Origin of the sequence: Mesorhizobium sp. 113-3-9 (assembly GCF_016756515.1) — a bacterium.
Taxonomy (GTDB): domain Bacteria; phylum Pseudomonadota; class Alphaproteobacteria; order Rhizobiales; family Rhizobiaceae; genus Mesorhizobium.
The window spans coordinates 2,365,085-2,379,354 of the sequence record NZ_AP023246.1 but is presented as its reverse complement, the minus strand read 5'-3'; the positions used below and the strand labels follow the sequence as shown (position 1 = coordinate 2,379,354).

8 protein-coding genes are annotated in these 14,270 nt (G+C 64.5%); 1 reads left to right on the top strand and 7 read right to left on the bottom strand.

Going from position 1 to position 14,270, the window contains the following annotated elements; translation table 11 throughout:
- Positions 1-134 precede the first annotated feature (134 nt).
- From MesoLj_RS11475 to MesoLj_RS11465, 3 genes are all read right to left on the bottom strand, one after another.
- Positions 135-2,546, bottom strand: coding sequence for a circularly permuted type 2 ATP-grasp protein (locus tag MesoLj_RS11475; RefSeq protein ID WP_202326049.1), 2,412 nt, complete (start codon positions 2,544-2,546; stop codon positions 135-137).
- 6 nt (positions 2,547-2,552) lie between these two features.
- A complete protein-coding gene (locus MesoLj_RS11470) occupies positions 2,553-5,912 on the bottom strand; it encodes a transglutaminase family protein (RefSeq protein WP_202326048.1) in 3,360 nt (1,119 codons plus the stop codon).
- A 115-nt stretch (positions 5,913-6,027) separates the two neighbouring features.
- Positions 6,028-7,224, bottom strand: a complete 1,197-nt coding sequence (locus MesoLj_RS11465; RefSeq protein ID WP_202326047.1) for an acyl-CoA dehydrogenase — start codon at positions 7,222-7,224, stop codon at positions 6,028-6,030.
- Between the two features lie 157 nt (positions 7,225-7,381).
- Here MesoLj_RS11465 and MesoLj_RS11460 point away from each other — a divergent pair, with 157 nt between their 5' ends.
- The gene (locus tag MesoLj_RS11460) at positions 7,382-8,293 is read left to right on the top strand and encodes a LysR family transcriptional regulator (RefSeq protein WP_140771673.1); all 912 of its coding nucleotides are present in this window, start codon (positions 7,382-7,384) and stop codon (positions 8,291-8,293) included.
- Here MesoLj_RS11460 and MesoLj_RS11455 read toward each other — a convergent pair whose 3' ends face one another.
- The 4 genes from MesoLj_RS11455 to MesoLj_RS11440 form a co-directional block, all read right to left on the bottom strand.
- Entirely contained in the window at positions 8,294-10,615 is a 2,322-nt protein-coding gene (locus tag MesoLj_RS11455) for a Tex family protein (protein WP_202327251.1), read from the bottom strand.
- A gap of 125 nt (positions 10,616-10,740) precedes the next feature.
- On the bottom strand, positions 10,741-11,922 hold the full coding sequence (locus MesoLj_RS11450) for a serine hydrolase domain-containing protein (RefSeq protein WP_202326046.1): 1,182 nt from the start codon (positions 11,920-11,922) through the stop codon (positions 10,741-10,743).
- A gap of 33 nt (positions 11,923-11,955) precedes the next feature.
- Positions 11,956-13,152 carry a serine hydrolase domain-containing protein gene (locus MesoLj_RS11445; RefSeq protein ID WP_202326045.1) on the bottom strand — a complete coding sequence of 399 codons (1,197 nt, stop codon included), beginning with the start codon at positions 13,150-13,152 and terminating at the stop codon, positions 11,956-11,958.
- 62 nt (positions 13,153-13,214) lie between these two features.
- Entirely contained in the window at positions 13,215-14,249 is a 1,035-nt protein-coding gene (locus MesoLj_RS11440; RefSeq protein ID WP_140771681.1) for an ABC transporter substrate-binding protein, read from the bottom strand.
- Positions 14,250-14,270 lie beyond the last annotated feature (21 nt).

Here is a 14,270-nt window from a genome sequence, read left to right as displayed (position 1 = left end):
TGTCGCAGAACCGTGCGACACTTTTGCGGAGCCTGCCTAGAGCATGATGCCGAAAACTGTGAAGCGGTTTCCGGACGACGTCATGCTCTATCTCCTAATTTAGAGTCGGATGATTGATCTGAAATCATCCGGCTCTAACCGAAATAGGCCTTGGCGAGGCTGTTGTAGAGCCCCCCGATCTCATAGGCGAGCTCGTCCAGCGCCTTTGCCGTCATGTCCGATGGCTCCTTGATGGCGATGGCCGTGTTGAGCTGCAGGATCTCCTTTGCCGCCGGCGACATATGCCCCTCGCCGCCAAGCGACGGCAACAGGCCGATCTCCGCCTTCAGCCTTTCGAGCTGGAACAGGATGGAGCGCGGATTGAGTGGGTCGAGCGCCAGAAGATCGATCACCGTGCGCCGGCCAGCCTGCACCGGATACTGCCGGCGGTGGGTCATGACGCTGTCGCCGATCTCGAGCATCATGTCGAGCGCCCCATCCGGCGCCTTGGAGCCGGTCAGCCGGGACAGCGTACGGGCAATCTGGATGCCGCGCTCCAGCCGCCGGCCGATCTCGAGGAAACGCCAGCCGGCGAAGCGGTACATGTTCTCGTGCAGCAGGCCAGAAAAGCCGGCGAGCTTGCGCAGGATCACCGTCATTGCCCGTGTCGCATCGTCGCCCGGCGCCACCGTCTTGGCGAACTGATGGATGGTCTTCGACAGGTCCTTCAGCGCCAGCCAGCCATCGGGCGAGAAGCGGTCGCGGATCTGTCCTGCGCTGTAGACCGCGCTGTCGAGCGTTCCGATCAGCCCCAACGGGATCGCTGTCGCAACGTCGATGCCGAACGGTTCGAGATAGTCCCTGATGTCGGCCAGCAGCGGCATATCCGGATCGGAGGTCTCGGCCAGCCGCACATGATAGGCGCGCAGGATGCGCACCGTGTCTTCCGAGCGCTCGATATAGCGCCCGAGCCAGGTCAGGTTCTCCGCCGCGCGGCTGGGCAGGCTGCCCGGCCGGGTGCGGCTGAAGCTGTCGCCCTCCTGCGGCAACAGCGTTTCACGCTCAACCGGCCTGTCGCTGACCACCCAGACGTCAGCCGCCTGGCCGCCGCGCTGCATGGCGATCGCGGTCGGGTCGAGCGACAGGCCGACGCGGGCGAACCCGCCCGGCATCACCGTCCAGCCCTCGGGCGTGCGGGCCAGATAAACGCGCAGGCTCGCCGGCCGCGGCTCCAGCCAGCCGCCGACAAAGACAGGTGTCGTCGACAGCGTCACCGCTTCCTGGCCGACGAAGGCGCCGCCATCGCGTTCGATGCGCGCCACCAGTTCGGCCCGCTCGCCGGCCGACAGCGTCGAGCCAAGCGTGGTCTGGCCATCATCCTCGAAGGCTAGTCTCGTCGAGAGCGCCGGGCCGACCACCATGCGGTCGATATTGGCAAGCACATGGGCGCGTTCCGTCGCCTGCCCGCACCACCAGGTCGCGACGCTCGGCAGCAGCAGCTCCTCGCCGCGCAATTCGCGCGCGATCTTGGGCAGGAAAGCAAGCAGCGCCCGCGTTTCCATCAAGCCTGAGCCCAGCGCGTTGACGGTTGCAACCGCACCCTGGCGGATCGCTTCCACCAGCCCCGGCGTGCCGATCTGCGAATCCGATCGCAATTCGAGCGGATCGGCGAAGGCGGCATCGAGACGCCGCCAGAGCACGCTGATCGGCATCAGGCCGGAAACGGTGCGCACCATCAGCCTGCCGCCGGAAACAGTGAGGTCCTCGCCCTCGAGCAGCATGATGCCGAGGTAGCGGGCGATATAAGCGTGTTCGTAGTAGGTTTCGTTGAGCGGCCCAGGCGTCAGGATGGCGACGCGGCCGTCGGTTTCCCTGGCCATGCCGATCAGCGCATCGCGGAAGCGTCGGAAGAAGCCGGCAAGCCGGTGCACGTGCATCTCGCCATAGATGTCGGACAGCGCGCGCGTGGTGGCGACGCGGTTCTCCAGCGCGAAGCCGGCGCCCGATGGCGCTTGCGTGCGGTCGCCCAGCACCCACCAGCGGCCATCGGGCCCACGGCCGAGCTCGAAAGCACAGAAATGCAGGAAATGGCCACCGGCCGGCGTGGTACCGACCACGGGCCGCAAATATTCCGGGCTGGCCGCAATCAATCCCGCCGGCAGGATGCCTTTTTCAACCAGTCGGTTGCGCCCATGGATATCGGCGATGGTTTCCTCGAACAGCTCGGCCCTCTGGATGAGCCCGGCGCTGATTGCGGCCCATTCGGCGTCTTCGATGAGCAAGGGCACATGCGCCAGCGGCCATTCGCGCTCATTGGCGCCGGCCTTGTCGTAGACGCGGTAATAGACGCCGGCATCGCGCAGATACTGGTCGGCGCGGGCGAAACGCTGGCCGAGCTTTTCAGACCCTATTTCGTCGAGCGCCTCGATGAACTGCTTCCACGCCGGACGGGGATTGCCTGACGCGTCGACCATTTCGTCGACGACACCGTCGATCGGCTGGTAGTGCTCCAGCAGGCTGTGGATCTGCGGCTTGCCGCGTACCCTCTTGTGATTCCCCTTTGCCATGTCCGATCACAGTCTGGGTGGACGCCGAAGGTCAAGGGTCATCGGGAAATCTTCCGCCGGTTGTTCTTCGCGCAGCACATAGCCTGATGGCGTGTGGCCGCGCGGTTCGAAGCGGGCGAGCCGCCGCGCTTCCGCCTCGTTGCCGTTGACCGGGAACGTATCGTAGTTGCGCCCGCCGGGATGCGCGACATGGTAGACGCAGCCGCCGACCGCCCTGCCCGACCAGCGGTCGTAGATGTCGAACACCAGCGGCGTGTTGACCGGCAGCGCCGGATGCAGGCCGGACGCCGGCTGCCAGGCCTTGAAGCGCACGCCCGCCACCGCCACCTCGCGATTGTCCGTCACCTTCATCGGCACGATGCGGCCGTTGCAGACGATTGCATGGCGTTCCGGATTGAGCCCTTCGGTCTTGACCTGCAGCCGTTCGACCGAGGAATCGACAAAGCGCACGGTTCCGCCGATCGCGCCCTGCTCGCCCATGACGTGCCACGGCTCCAGCGCCTGCCGCAGTTCCAGCTTGATGCCGGCATGCCGCACCTCGCCGCAGAAGGGAAAACGGAATTCGAGCTGGGCGTCGAACCATTCAGGCCGGAATTCGAAACCGTTGAGCTTGAGATCGTCGAGCACGTCGAGAAAATCAGCCCAGACATGATGCGGCAGCATGAAGCGGTCATGCAGCGAAGTGCCCCAGCGCACGAAACGGCCGTCGAGCGGGTTCTTCCATGCACGGGCGATGATGGCACGGACCAGAAGCTGCTGCGCAAGGCTCATGCGCGCGTTGGGCGGCATTTCGAAGCCGCGGAACTCGACCAGGCCGAGCCGGCCGGTCGGCCCATCCGGCGAAAACAGCTTGTCGATGCAGATTTCCGAGCGATGCGTGTTGCCGGTCACGTCCGTCAACAGGTTGCGGAACAGCCGGTCGACCAGCCACGGCAGGGGTGCCGCGCCCTGGTCGGGATGCGGCACCTGCGCCATGGCGATTTCGAGTTCGTAGAGCGAATCGTGGCGCGCCTCGTCGAAGCGCGGCGCCTGGCTGGTCGGGCCGATGAACAGGCCCGAAAACAGGTAGGACAGCGACGGATGCCGCTGCCATTGCAGCACCAGGCTCTTCAACAGATCGGGCCGGCGCAGGAACGGGCTGTCGTTTGGTGTCGCGCCGCCGACGACGACATGATTGCCACCGCCAGTGCCCGTGTGGCGGCCGTCGATCATGAATTTGTCGGCGCCAAGCCGCGTCAGCCGCGCTTCCTCATAGATTGCCGTCGTCGTCGCCACGCAATCCTGCCAGTTGGAAGCCGGATGGATGTTGACCTCGATGACGCCGGGATCGGGCGCGACGCGGATGACATTGAGGCGCGGATCATGCGGCGGGCCATAGCCCTCGATGTGGACGGGAAGGCCGATGGCTCGCGCAGCGTTCTCGGCGGCCGCGACCAGTTCGAGATAGTCCTCCAGTGCTTCAACCGGCGGCATGAACACGCAGAGCCGTCCATCGCGCGGCTCGACCGAGAGCGCGGTGCGCACTGCGCCACCAATCTCGGTGATCTCCTGTTCGACCCGGTCCTGCTGGCCGGTCGCCGCGGTGAACGACACCGCCTGCTGCCGGCGCGCCATCTCGTCGGCGCCTTCAAGTTCGGCAGGCGCGGCGGAGGGCAAGATGGCTTCACGCGCGGGCAGCGCTCCGCGCGGCAGCGACGGATCGACGGGCACGATATAGGGGAATTGCGCCGGTGGCACATAAGGCAGCGTGCCGAGCGGCAAGCGATAACCGACCGGTGAATCGCCAGGCACCAGGAACAGCCGCCCGCGTCGCGTCTTCCATTTTTCCGAACGCCAGCGTGGCCCGGATGCCTGGCTGTTCCAGCGCTGCACCGGCAGCACATAGCCGGACGGCTTGGTCAGCCCGCGCTCGAACACTTTGGCCATGCGGCTGCGCTCTTCCGGATCCTCCAGCTTGGAATTGGACGGATCGACATTCTCCGGCAGCTTGCCTTCCTTGAGCAGCCACTCGGCCGGGTCCTCATAAGCTTCGCTGACCATCGACGTGTCGATGCCGAGTTCACCGGCGATCGCGGTGAGAAGGCTTTCGGCCTGTTTCGGGCCGATATCGGCCGAACTCTTTTCGCGCGCGATCAGCGACGGGTCGCTCCACACAGGCTCGCCATCGGCACGCCAGTAGAGCGAAAAGGTCCAGCGCGGCAGGCTTTCACCGGGATACCATTTGCCCTGGCCGTAATGGAGGAAGCCGCCCGGCGCGAAACGTTCGCGCAGCCGACGGATCAGTGCATCGGCCTTTTCACGCTTGGTCGGCCCGACGGCGGCGGTGTTCCATTCGGCCGACTCGAAATCATCGATCGACACGAAGGTCGGCTCGCCGCCCATCGTCAGCCGCACATCGCCTTCGCCAAGTGCGGCATCGACCCTGTTGCCGAGCGCGTCGAGCGCCCGCCAGCTTTCATCCGAGAACGGCTTGGTGATGCGCGGATGCTCGGCGATGCGGTCGACCCGCATGTCGAAGCCGAATTCGACATTGGCAAAGCTCGCCATGCCGGAAATGGGGGCCGCATTGCGGAAATGCGGTGTCGCGGCGAGCGGCACATGGCTCTCGCCGGTGAGCAGGCCGGAGGTCGGATCGAAGCCGATCCAGCCGGCGCCGGGAAGATAGACCTCGCACCAGGCATGCAGATCCGTGAAGTCGACTGATGTGCCGGCCGGCCCATCGAGCGCGATGAGGTCGGGTTTGAGCTGGATCAGATAGCCCGACACGAAGCGCGCGGCGATGCCGAGATTGCGCAGGATCTGCACCAGCAACCAGCTAGAGTCCCGGCACGATCCCTTGCCGGCGGCCAGCGTTTCCTCCGGCGAGAACACGCCGGTCTCCATGCGCACGATATAGGCGATCTCACGTTGCAACCGGGCATTCAGGTCGACAAGGGAATTGACCGTGTTCTTCTGGGTGGTGTCAACGGTTTTCAGGAAAGCCGAAAGCAGCGGCCCCGCCGGTTCCGGCGTCCGGTAGATAGCGAGGTCATCCCTGATCTCCTCCGGGTATTCGAACGGGAATGTCTCGGCCGACGGTTCGACGAAGAAATCGAACGGATTGTAGACCGTCATGTCGGCGACGAGGTCGACCTCGATCTTGAGCTCGCTCACCGGCTCGGGAAAGACGAAGCGGGCAAGGAAGTTGCCGTAGGGATCCTGCTGCAAATTGACGAAATGGTTCGCCGGCTCGACCTTGAGCGAGTGGCTCAAGACCTTGGTACGGGAATGCGGTGCCGGCTGCAGCCTGATGATCTGGGGCCCGAGAACCACCGGCCGGTCATATTTGTAGTGGGTCAGGTGGTAGACGGCTGCCAGAATTGCCATGGGGCCCCGGAGATCGGCGTTTATTCAGCCGAACCCTGACACATCTGGCCGCCATTCTCCAAGCGGATGTTGCGCTGCACCTAAATTAAAGAACCGGTTGCCGGCTTAAAGTCGCTCAAAAGAACGCCTGTATCCCGGTCTGGGCCCGCCCCAGGATCAGCGCATGCACGTCGTGCGTGCCCTCATAGGTGTTGACGGTCTCCAGGTTCTGCGCGTGGCGCATGACGTGGTAGCCGATCTGGATGCCGTTGCCGCCATGCATGTCGCGGGCCTGGCGGGCGATGTCGAGCGCCTTGCCGCAATTGTTGCGCTTGACGATCGAGATCATCTCCGGCGCCATCTTGCCTTCGTCGAGCAGCCGTCCGACGCGCAAGGATGCCTGCAGCCCGAGCGCGATCTCGGTCTGCATGTCGGCGAGCTTCTTCTGGTAAAGCTGCGTGCCGGCCAGCGGCTTGCCGAACTGCTTGCGGTCAAGGCCATACTGGCGGGCGCGATGCCAGCAATCTTCCGCCGCCCCCATCGAGCCCCAGGAAATGCCATAACGAGCCCGGTTGAGGCAGCCGAACGGGCCGCCCAGGCCCTTGGCGTTGGGCAGCAGCGCGTCTTCGCCGACCTCGACGCCTTCCATCACCACCTCGCCGGTGATCGACGCCCGCAGCGACAGCTTCCCGCCGATCTTCGGCGCAGACAGCCCCCTCATGCCCTTTTCCAGCACGAAACCGCGGATCTCGTCCTTGCCGTTCTCGCCCTTCAGCTTCGCCCAGACGACGAACACGTCGGCGACCGGCGCGTTGGAAATCCACATCTTGGAGCCGGAGAGCTTGTAGCCGTTAGCGGTCTTCTCGGCGCGCGTCTTCATGCCGCCCGGATCGGAGCCGGCATCCGGCTCGGTCAGGCCGAAGCAGCCGATCCACTCGCCGCTGGCGAGCTTGGGCAGGTACCTCTTGCGCTGTTCGTCCGAGCCATAGGCGTAGATCGGATACATCACCAGCGACGACTGCACCGACATCATCGAGCGATAGCCGGAATCGACACGTTCGACTTCCCGCGCGACCAGCCCGTAGGTCACATAGTTGGCGCCGAGCCCGCCGAACTCTTCCGGGATGTTGATGCCGAGCAGGCCGGCAGCGCCCATCTCGCGAAAGATGGCGGTGTCGAAGGTCTCGTTGAGATAGGCGTCCTCGATGCGCGGCGCGAGCTTGTCGGCGGCAAAAGCCGCTGCACCATCGCGCACCATGCGCTCATCTTCGGAAAGCTGGTCCTCGATCAGGAACGGATCTTCCCAGACGAAGGTATTCTTGTCGGCGGCCATGGCTCTCTCCCGGACTCTATGCATGCCGGCGAAGGAGTTCAGGATCCTTGGCAACAACGGCATGCGTGAAGCAAAATCTTGGTCCGGCTTATCGACCCGGGGCTTGAAAAAATCAAACGAAATTGCTTCACCAATCAATGAGCGTTAGGAATGGATCATGAGTGTCCAGCGCCGCCTCCTGCCTAACATCAGCGCCCTCGCTGCCTTCGAAGCGGTGGCGCGGCTTGGGTCTTTTACCGCCGCTGCCCAGGAGCTGGATTTGACTCAGGGCGCTGTAAGCCGGCAGATCAAGCTGTTGGAGGATCAGTTTGGCCGCCGGCTGTTCGAGCGCGACAGCCGCAATGTCCGGTTGTCAACGGCGGGCGAAATCTACGCCGAAGCGGTGCGTTCGGCACTTGGCCAGCTGCGCGACGCAGCCCTTGGATTGATGAGCAATCGGCATAGTGGCATCTTGAACCTCGCCATTCTGCCGACCTTCGGCACGCGCTGGCTGATGCCGATGATCCCCGATTTCGTCGAGAACAACCCCGACATCACCATCAACTTCGTCACCCGCGTCGGCCGTTTCGACTTCGCCAGGGAGAGGCTGGACGCCGCCATCCACTATGGCCTGCCCGATTGGCCGGACGCCGACTCGACCCTCCTGGTGCGCGAAACGGTGGCGCCGGTGGTGTCGCCCGAATTCCTCGCCGGCCGCGCCATCGCCACGCCTGCTGATATCGGCCGCCTGCCCTTGCTGCATATGGCAACGCGTCCCGGTGCCTGGACCGAATGGTTCGAGCATCAGGGCCTGAGCGCGCCGACCGGGCCCGGCATGCAGTTCGAGCAGTTCGGCACCGCCGCCCAGGCCTGCATGGAAGGGCTTGGCGTCGCGCTCCTGCCGCTGCTCCTCATCGCAGGCGAATTGCAGCGCGGCCAGCTTGTGCCGGCGCCCGGCCAGCCCATGCAAAGCCGCAGCGCCTATTATCTCGTCGTCCCGCACGACAAGCGCGGCCATCCGCCCGTCGCCAGTTTTCGCGACTGGCTGCTGAGCCAGGTCGAGAAGGAGCCGACTGTTCTGGCGTGGTAGCTACTTCCGCTTAAGCGCATCCGCCAACGCAGCACCAAACGCGCCTTGCTGGGCCGGCCGCTCCGGCTGGCGCTGCGGTGCCGGGCCACGTGGCGCCGGCCTGCCGCCGCCATTGTCGCGCGGCCCACCTTTTGACGCCCCCTCACCGCCGTCCTTGCGCATGGAAAGCGCGATGCGCTTGCGCTTGATATCGACATCGACGACGCGCACCTTCACCACGTCGCCCGCCTTGACCACCTCATGCGCGTCCTTGATGAAACGGTCGGCCAGTTGCGAGACATGCACCAGGCCGTCCTGGTGCACCCCGATATCGACAAAGGCGCCGAAGGCCGCGACATTGGTGACGGTGCCTTCCAGCAGCATGCCGGGCTTCAGATCCTTGATGTCATCAATGCCGTCGGCAAAGGTCGCCGTCTTGAAGCCGGGGCGCGGGTCGCGGCCAGGCTTTTCCAGCTCGGCAAGAATGTCGCGCACCGTCGGCAGGCCGAAACGCTCGTCGACGAAGACGCGCGGGTCGAGCGCCTTGAGCGCGGCGCTGTCGCCCATCAGCGAACGCACATCGCGGCCGCAGGCGGCGACGATCTTCTTGGCGACCCCGTAGGCTTCCGGGTGGACCGACGAGGCATCGAGCGGCTCGCTGCCATTGGCAATGCGCAGGAAGCCGGCGGATTGCTCGAACGCGCGCGGCCCAAGCCGTGGCACCTTGAGAAGGTCCTTGCGGCTGGCAAACGGCCCGGTGGCGTCGCGATGCGCGACGATGGCGTCGGCGAGCGACGCGCCAAGGCCCGAAACGCGCGCCAGCAATGGCGCCGAAGCGGTGTTGAGATCGACGCCGACGGCGTTGACCGCGTCCTCGACCACCGCCTCCAGCGAGCGGCCGAGCCGATACTGGTCGACGTCATGCTGATACTGGCCGACGCCGATCGACTTCGGTTCGATCTTGACCAGTTCGGCGAGCGGATCCTGCAAGCGCCGCGCGATCGACACCGCGCCGCGCAGCGATACGTCCAGACCGGGGAATTCCGCCGCCGCCGTTGCCGACGCCGAGTAGACCGAGGCGCCCGCCTCGCTGACGATGACCTTGAGCGGCTTGGGTCCGCCATCGGAAGGCATGTCGGACAGCATGTCCGCCACCAGCTTTTCCGTCTCGCGGCTGCCGGTACCGTTGCCAATGGAAATCAGCTCGACCTTGTGCAGTCGGATGAGTTTGGCGAGTTCGGCCTGCGTGCCGCGCACATCGTTCTTCGGCGGGAACGGATAGACCGTCGTCGTTGTCAGCACCTTGCCGGTGCCGTCGACCACGGCAACCTTGACGCCGGTCCGGATGCCGGGGTCAAGGCCCATCGTGGCACGCGACCCGGCGGGCGCGGCGAGCAGCAAGTCCTTCAGATTGCGGGCGAAGACATGGATCGCCTCTTCCTCGGCCCGTTCGCGCAGATCGCGCATCAGGTCGAGTGTCAGGTGCAGCGACAGTTTTATCCGCCAGGTCCAGCCGGCGACGTCCATCAGCCAGCGGTCGCCCGGCAGGCTGGCGCCGATGGCATAGGCGTTGGCGATCATCCGCTCGACCGGCTTCACCGGCGAAGTGTCGTCGGCGTCGACCTCGATGTCGAGCGACAGCACCTCTTCGTTGCGGCCGCGCAACATGGCCAGTGCACGGTGGCTCGGCACATTTGCCCAGCGCTCGACATGGTCGAAATAGTCCGAGAATTTCGCCCCGGCCTCCTGCTTGCCGTCGACCACTTTGGCGCGCATGAAAGCGCGTTCCTTCATGTAGGTACGCAGCTTGCCGACCAGGTCGGCATTCTCGGCGAATTGTTCAGAGAGAATATCGCGCGCGCCCTCAAGGGCCGCCTTGGCGTCGGCCACCTCCTCGGTGACATAGGCCAGCGCCAGTTCGGCGGGCACCAGTGAACGGTCCGCAAGAATGGCCTCCGCCAGCGGCCCCAACCCGCGCTCCCTGGCGATCTCGGCCTTGGTACGGCGCTTGGGCTTGTAGGGCAGATAGATGTCTTCCAGCTCCGCCTTGGTAGCGGCGGCGGCAATCTTGGTCTCAAGCTCCTGCGTCAGCTTGCCCTGTTCGCGGATCGAGCCAAGGATGGTGTCGCGGCGGGCGTCGAGCTCACGCAGATAGGCGAGCCGCTCGGCAAGGTCGCGCAATTGCGTATCGTCAAGCCCGCCGGTCACCTCCTTGCGGTAACGTGCCACGAACGGCACCGTCGCGCCCTCGTCGAGCAGTTCGATCGCCGCTGCCGCCTGTTCGGGCCGGGCAGCGATCTCGGCCGCGATGATGGCTGCGATGCGCTTGATGTCGGATGCCATGTCATTCCCACTCTTGTCGAAAAGAGCGGCGACCATAGGCGCAGACATCCGGTCCGCCAACCGCCGCGCCTCCATCAGCCCGGCGGTCCACAGGAAAGCGCGCGCTAATGTGGCTGCGGAGCCGCTTAGACCATCCGGCTCAACGCTTCGAAAAACGCGACGAGTTCAAGATCCAGCGGGTCGTCGACCGGCTCCGGTTGCGACGACATCTTGGAGATCACCACTTCGGTGCTGGGATCGACATAAAGCCACTGGCCATGGATGCCGATGCCGCAATAGGCACCGTTCTCATGTCCGGTCTGGTACCATTTGTTGCGATAACGGCCCTTGGGAAACAGCGGCAGCATCGCGCCGCGCTGCCAGGCTTCCGCACTGCCGCCGGTGCTTGTCGTGTCGCGCACCCAGGCCTCTGACACGATGCGGCGTCCATTGGCGGTGCCCCCTTGCCGCATCATTTCGCCGATGCGCGCCAGGTCGCGCGGCGTCACCGAAATGCCGCCGGCGGTGCGCGCCGTGCCTTCCATGTCGACGCCGATCGAGGCTTCGCTGACGGCGCCAAGCGGCAGCCACAGCTTCTCGCGCATCAGGTCGGTGAAGCGCTGGCCGGAAGCCCGCTCCAGCAACAGGCCGAGCAGGTCTGAATTGGGCGAGCGATAGCGGAATGTCTGGCCATGCGGCTCGGCCAGGCGCTGCAGGGTCAGGATGAATTGGCGCAGGCTTTCCGTGCCGCCGCCCGGATTCCACAGCGTGGCGCGGCGGTAGCGCGCGAAAGCGCTTTCCGGATCAAGATAGGCTTCCTCGAAATCGAGGCTGACGCTCATGTCGAGCACATGCCGGCAACTCGCATCGCCATAGGCCGAGCCGGCGGCTTCGGGGATGTAGGTCGTCACCGGCGCTTCCGGATCGAACACGCCCTCGCCTTCCAATATGCCGGCGATGATGGCGGTGACCGACTTGCTGATCGAGAAGATGATGTGGCGGGCACCAAAATCCATATGCGGCGCGAACCAGTCGCCGATCACCTTGCCGCCCTTCATCACCGTCAGCGCATCGGTGCTGGAGCGCACCAGGAATTCCGCCACCGTCTCCGGAGCGCTGGCAACCGAAACCTTTTCACCAAGCAAGCCACCGAAATCCCGCGCGGGCGCCTCGGCACTACCCGATGTAGCGGTCACGCGCGCTGTCGGCACCAGTTCGCCCAGATTCTGGAACGACCATCGATTGAACGGGTTCACGCGCCAGTTGGAAAGCAGCACCTCGTTGCGGCGAAAGCCGTAGCGGGTCTCGAACGCGGTCTTGCCGGTCATGGCGTTTCCTTCCAGGTCGTTTCTTGTGGGGGCTCAGATCAGCGCGGCGGCGATGGCGTGCACCGCCTTCAGCGTCGCTGTGGAATAGCCGAGATTGCTGAAATCCGGCCAGGTCGAAAGCTTCACCACGACCATTCCTGTGTTCCAGTCCATATGGATCATTTGCCCGAACACACCCCGGCACATCAGTGCGCGCGAGCTGGCATCCTCGATCCAGAACTGGTTGCGATAGCTGCCTTCCGGCAGGCTGGTGGAGAAATCCGGCCCGTGCTCGCCGTTGCGTGTCGCCTCGATCCAGCCGGCCGGCACGATGCCGCCGCCATTGTCGAGGATCATCTGGCCGAAGCGGGCATAGTCGCGCAGCGTCGCATTGAAGCCGCCATCGGCCAGCGCATAACCGGCACTGTCGACGGTGAAGCAGGCGCTTTCATCGGCACCGAGCTTTTGCCAGAGTTCTTCCGAAACCAGCTGCGCCAGCCGCTTGCCGGTCACGCGCTCCATGATGAAGGCGAGCACGTCGGTCTCGATCGAGCGGTATTCAAATGCAGCGCCATGCGGGCGGACCGTGTCCTTCAGGCCCAGGATCAGCTCGAACATGTGCGAGGGCCAGCGGAAATCCGGATCGCTGCCTGGCGGCACCGGCTTCCATCCGGTGGCGACGTCGACCTGGCCGATATCGGAATAGCGGTCGGTATATTCCTCGGAAAAACGCACGCCCGTCGTCATGTCGAGCACATGCTGGACGCTGGCCCCGGCCCAGCCGGTGGCGCCGAGTTCAGGTAGATAGTCGGTGACCGGCCTGGCCGGATCGATCAGGCCGCGTCCAGCCAATATGCCGAACACCGAGCCGGTGACGGACTTGGCCATCGACTGCGACAGATGCAGCGTGCGCTCGTCCATGCCGTTGAAATAGCGCTCATAGGCTATCTTGCCGTCCTTGAGCACGAGGAAGCCATCCGTGTAGGTCTCGTCCAACAACCCGGCGAGGGTTGTCGGCTTGCCCTCGCTGTCCTCGACCGCCAGCCCGTCAAGATCGACCTCGGCGCGTTCGAGGCGATGGCGATGGCCGTTGCCGCGCCAGACTTCGGCTGTCGGCAGAATTTCCCTGATGTGCTGGAACGCCCAGCGGTTCCACGACGGCCGGTCCCAGTCGAGCTTCGGAGGGACCATGGCGGGCGGCGAGCCCTGCATGATCGGCGGCCGCGGATCGCTGTTGCGATAGGAGTCCATGAAAGGCCATTCCCGGAAAAGATAGAGACCCGGCGTGTACCGCCGGGTCTCTCACGCAGCGATTACTTCTGCAGTTCGGTCCAGATCTTGGTGTAGAGCTCCTGCGTTTCCGGCGCGCACATCTTCTGGAACTCGCCATGCGGCTTGGCGTCGGCCGGAATGACGACTTCCGGCGCGTCCTTCATGTCGGCCGGCATGTACTTGTCCGAACCGGTGATGGCGTTGGCATAGCGGTGGAAGGCCGAGAGGCCCGCCGCGTTTTCCGGATCCATGATGAAGTTCTGGAACAGCTTGGCGTTCTCGACGTTCTTGGCTTCCTTGAGAACGACGACGTTGTCGCTCCACAGGCCAAAGCCTTCCTTCGGATAGTTGTAGTGGATGGCCGGGTTGGCCAGGCGCTGACGCAATGCCGAGCCGTTCCAGTCGCTGGTCGCCTTGAAGTCGCCGGCACCCATCTTCTCGATGGTGTTGTATTCCATCGCGATCCAGTTCGGCTTGGCCGCCACCAAGAGGTCGCGCACCTTCTTCAGCACCGCCTTGTCGTCCGTGCACTGCTCGCCGCCGACATATTTGATCGCCGCGAAGATCACGTCACCCATCTCGGGAACGACGTTGACCTTGCCTTTCAGCTCGTCCGGCGTGTTGAAGACGATACCCCACGTGTTGGCCGGCCCCTTGTAGGCATCGGTGTTGACGACGACGCCGATCGTGCCCCAGGCCCACGGCACGGAATATTTGCGGCCCGGATCGAACTCGGGATTGGCCCATTCCGGAGCGACGTTCTTGAAATTCTCCATCTTGCCCGGATCGGTCTCGAGCAGGAGACCTTCCTTGATCCAGATCGGCACGTAGGTCTGCGAGGGCACGGCGATGTCGAAGCCGGTGCCGCCCTGCCGGACCTTGGCGAGCGCGGTGTCATTGGAATCGTAGTCGGTGATGGTCACCTTGATGTTGTATTTGTCCTCGAACTTCTTGATCACGTCGGGGCTGGTATAGTTGCCCCAATTGTAGATGTTGAGCACGCCGTCGGCGTGGGCGAGGCCCGTCGAAGCGAGCAGCGCCAACCCCATGGCGGTCGCTGTGGTCTTCCAGTTCATCGTTCTATCTCCCATTTCAGG

Excerpts from the sequence above, each read along its gene's own strand:
- MesoLj_RS11475 (WP_202326049.1), bottom strand. The coding sequence starts at position 2,546 with ATGGCAAAGGGGAATCACAAGAGGGTACGCGGCAAGCCGCAGATCCAC.
- MesoLj_RS11470 (WP_202326048.1), bottom strand. The coding sequence starts at position 5,912 with ATGGCAATTCTGGCAGCCGTCTACCACCTGACCCACTACAAATATGAC.
- MesoLj_RS11465 (WP_202326047.1), bottom strand. The coding sequence starts at position 7,224 with ATGGCCGCCGACAAGAATACCTTCGTCTGGGAAGATCCGTTCCTGATC.
- MesoLj_RS11460 (WP_140771673.1), top strand. The coding sequence starts at position 7,382 with ATGAGTGTCCAGCGCCGCCTCCTGCCTAACATCAGCGCCCTCGCTGCC.
- MesoLj_RS11455 (WP_202327251.1), bottom strand. The coding sequence starts at position 10,615 with ATGGCATCCGACATCAAGCGCATCGCAGCCATCATCGCGGCCGAGATC.
- MesoLj_RS11450 (WP_202326046.1), bottom strand. The coding sequence starts at position 11,922 with ATGACCGGCAAGACCGCGTTCGAGACCCGCTACGGCTTTCGCCGCAAC.
- MesoLj_RS11445 (WP_202326045.1), bottom strand. The coding sequence starts at position 13,152 with ATGGACTCCTATCGCAACAGCGATCCGCGGCCGCCGATCATGCAGGGC.
- MesoLj_RS11440 (WP_140771681.1), bottom strand. The coding sequence starts at position 14,249 with ATGAACTGGAAGACCACAGCGACCGCCATGGGGTTGGCGCTGCTCGCT.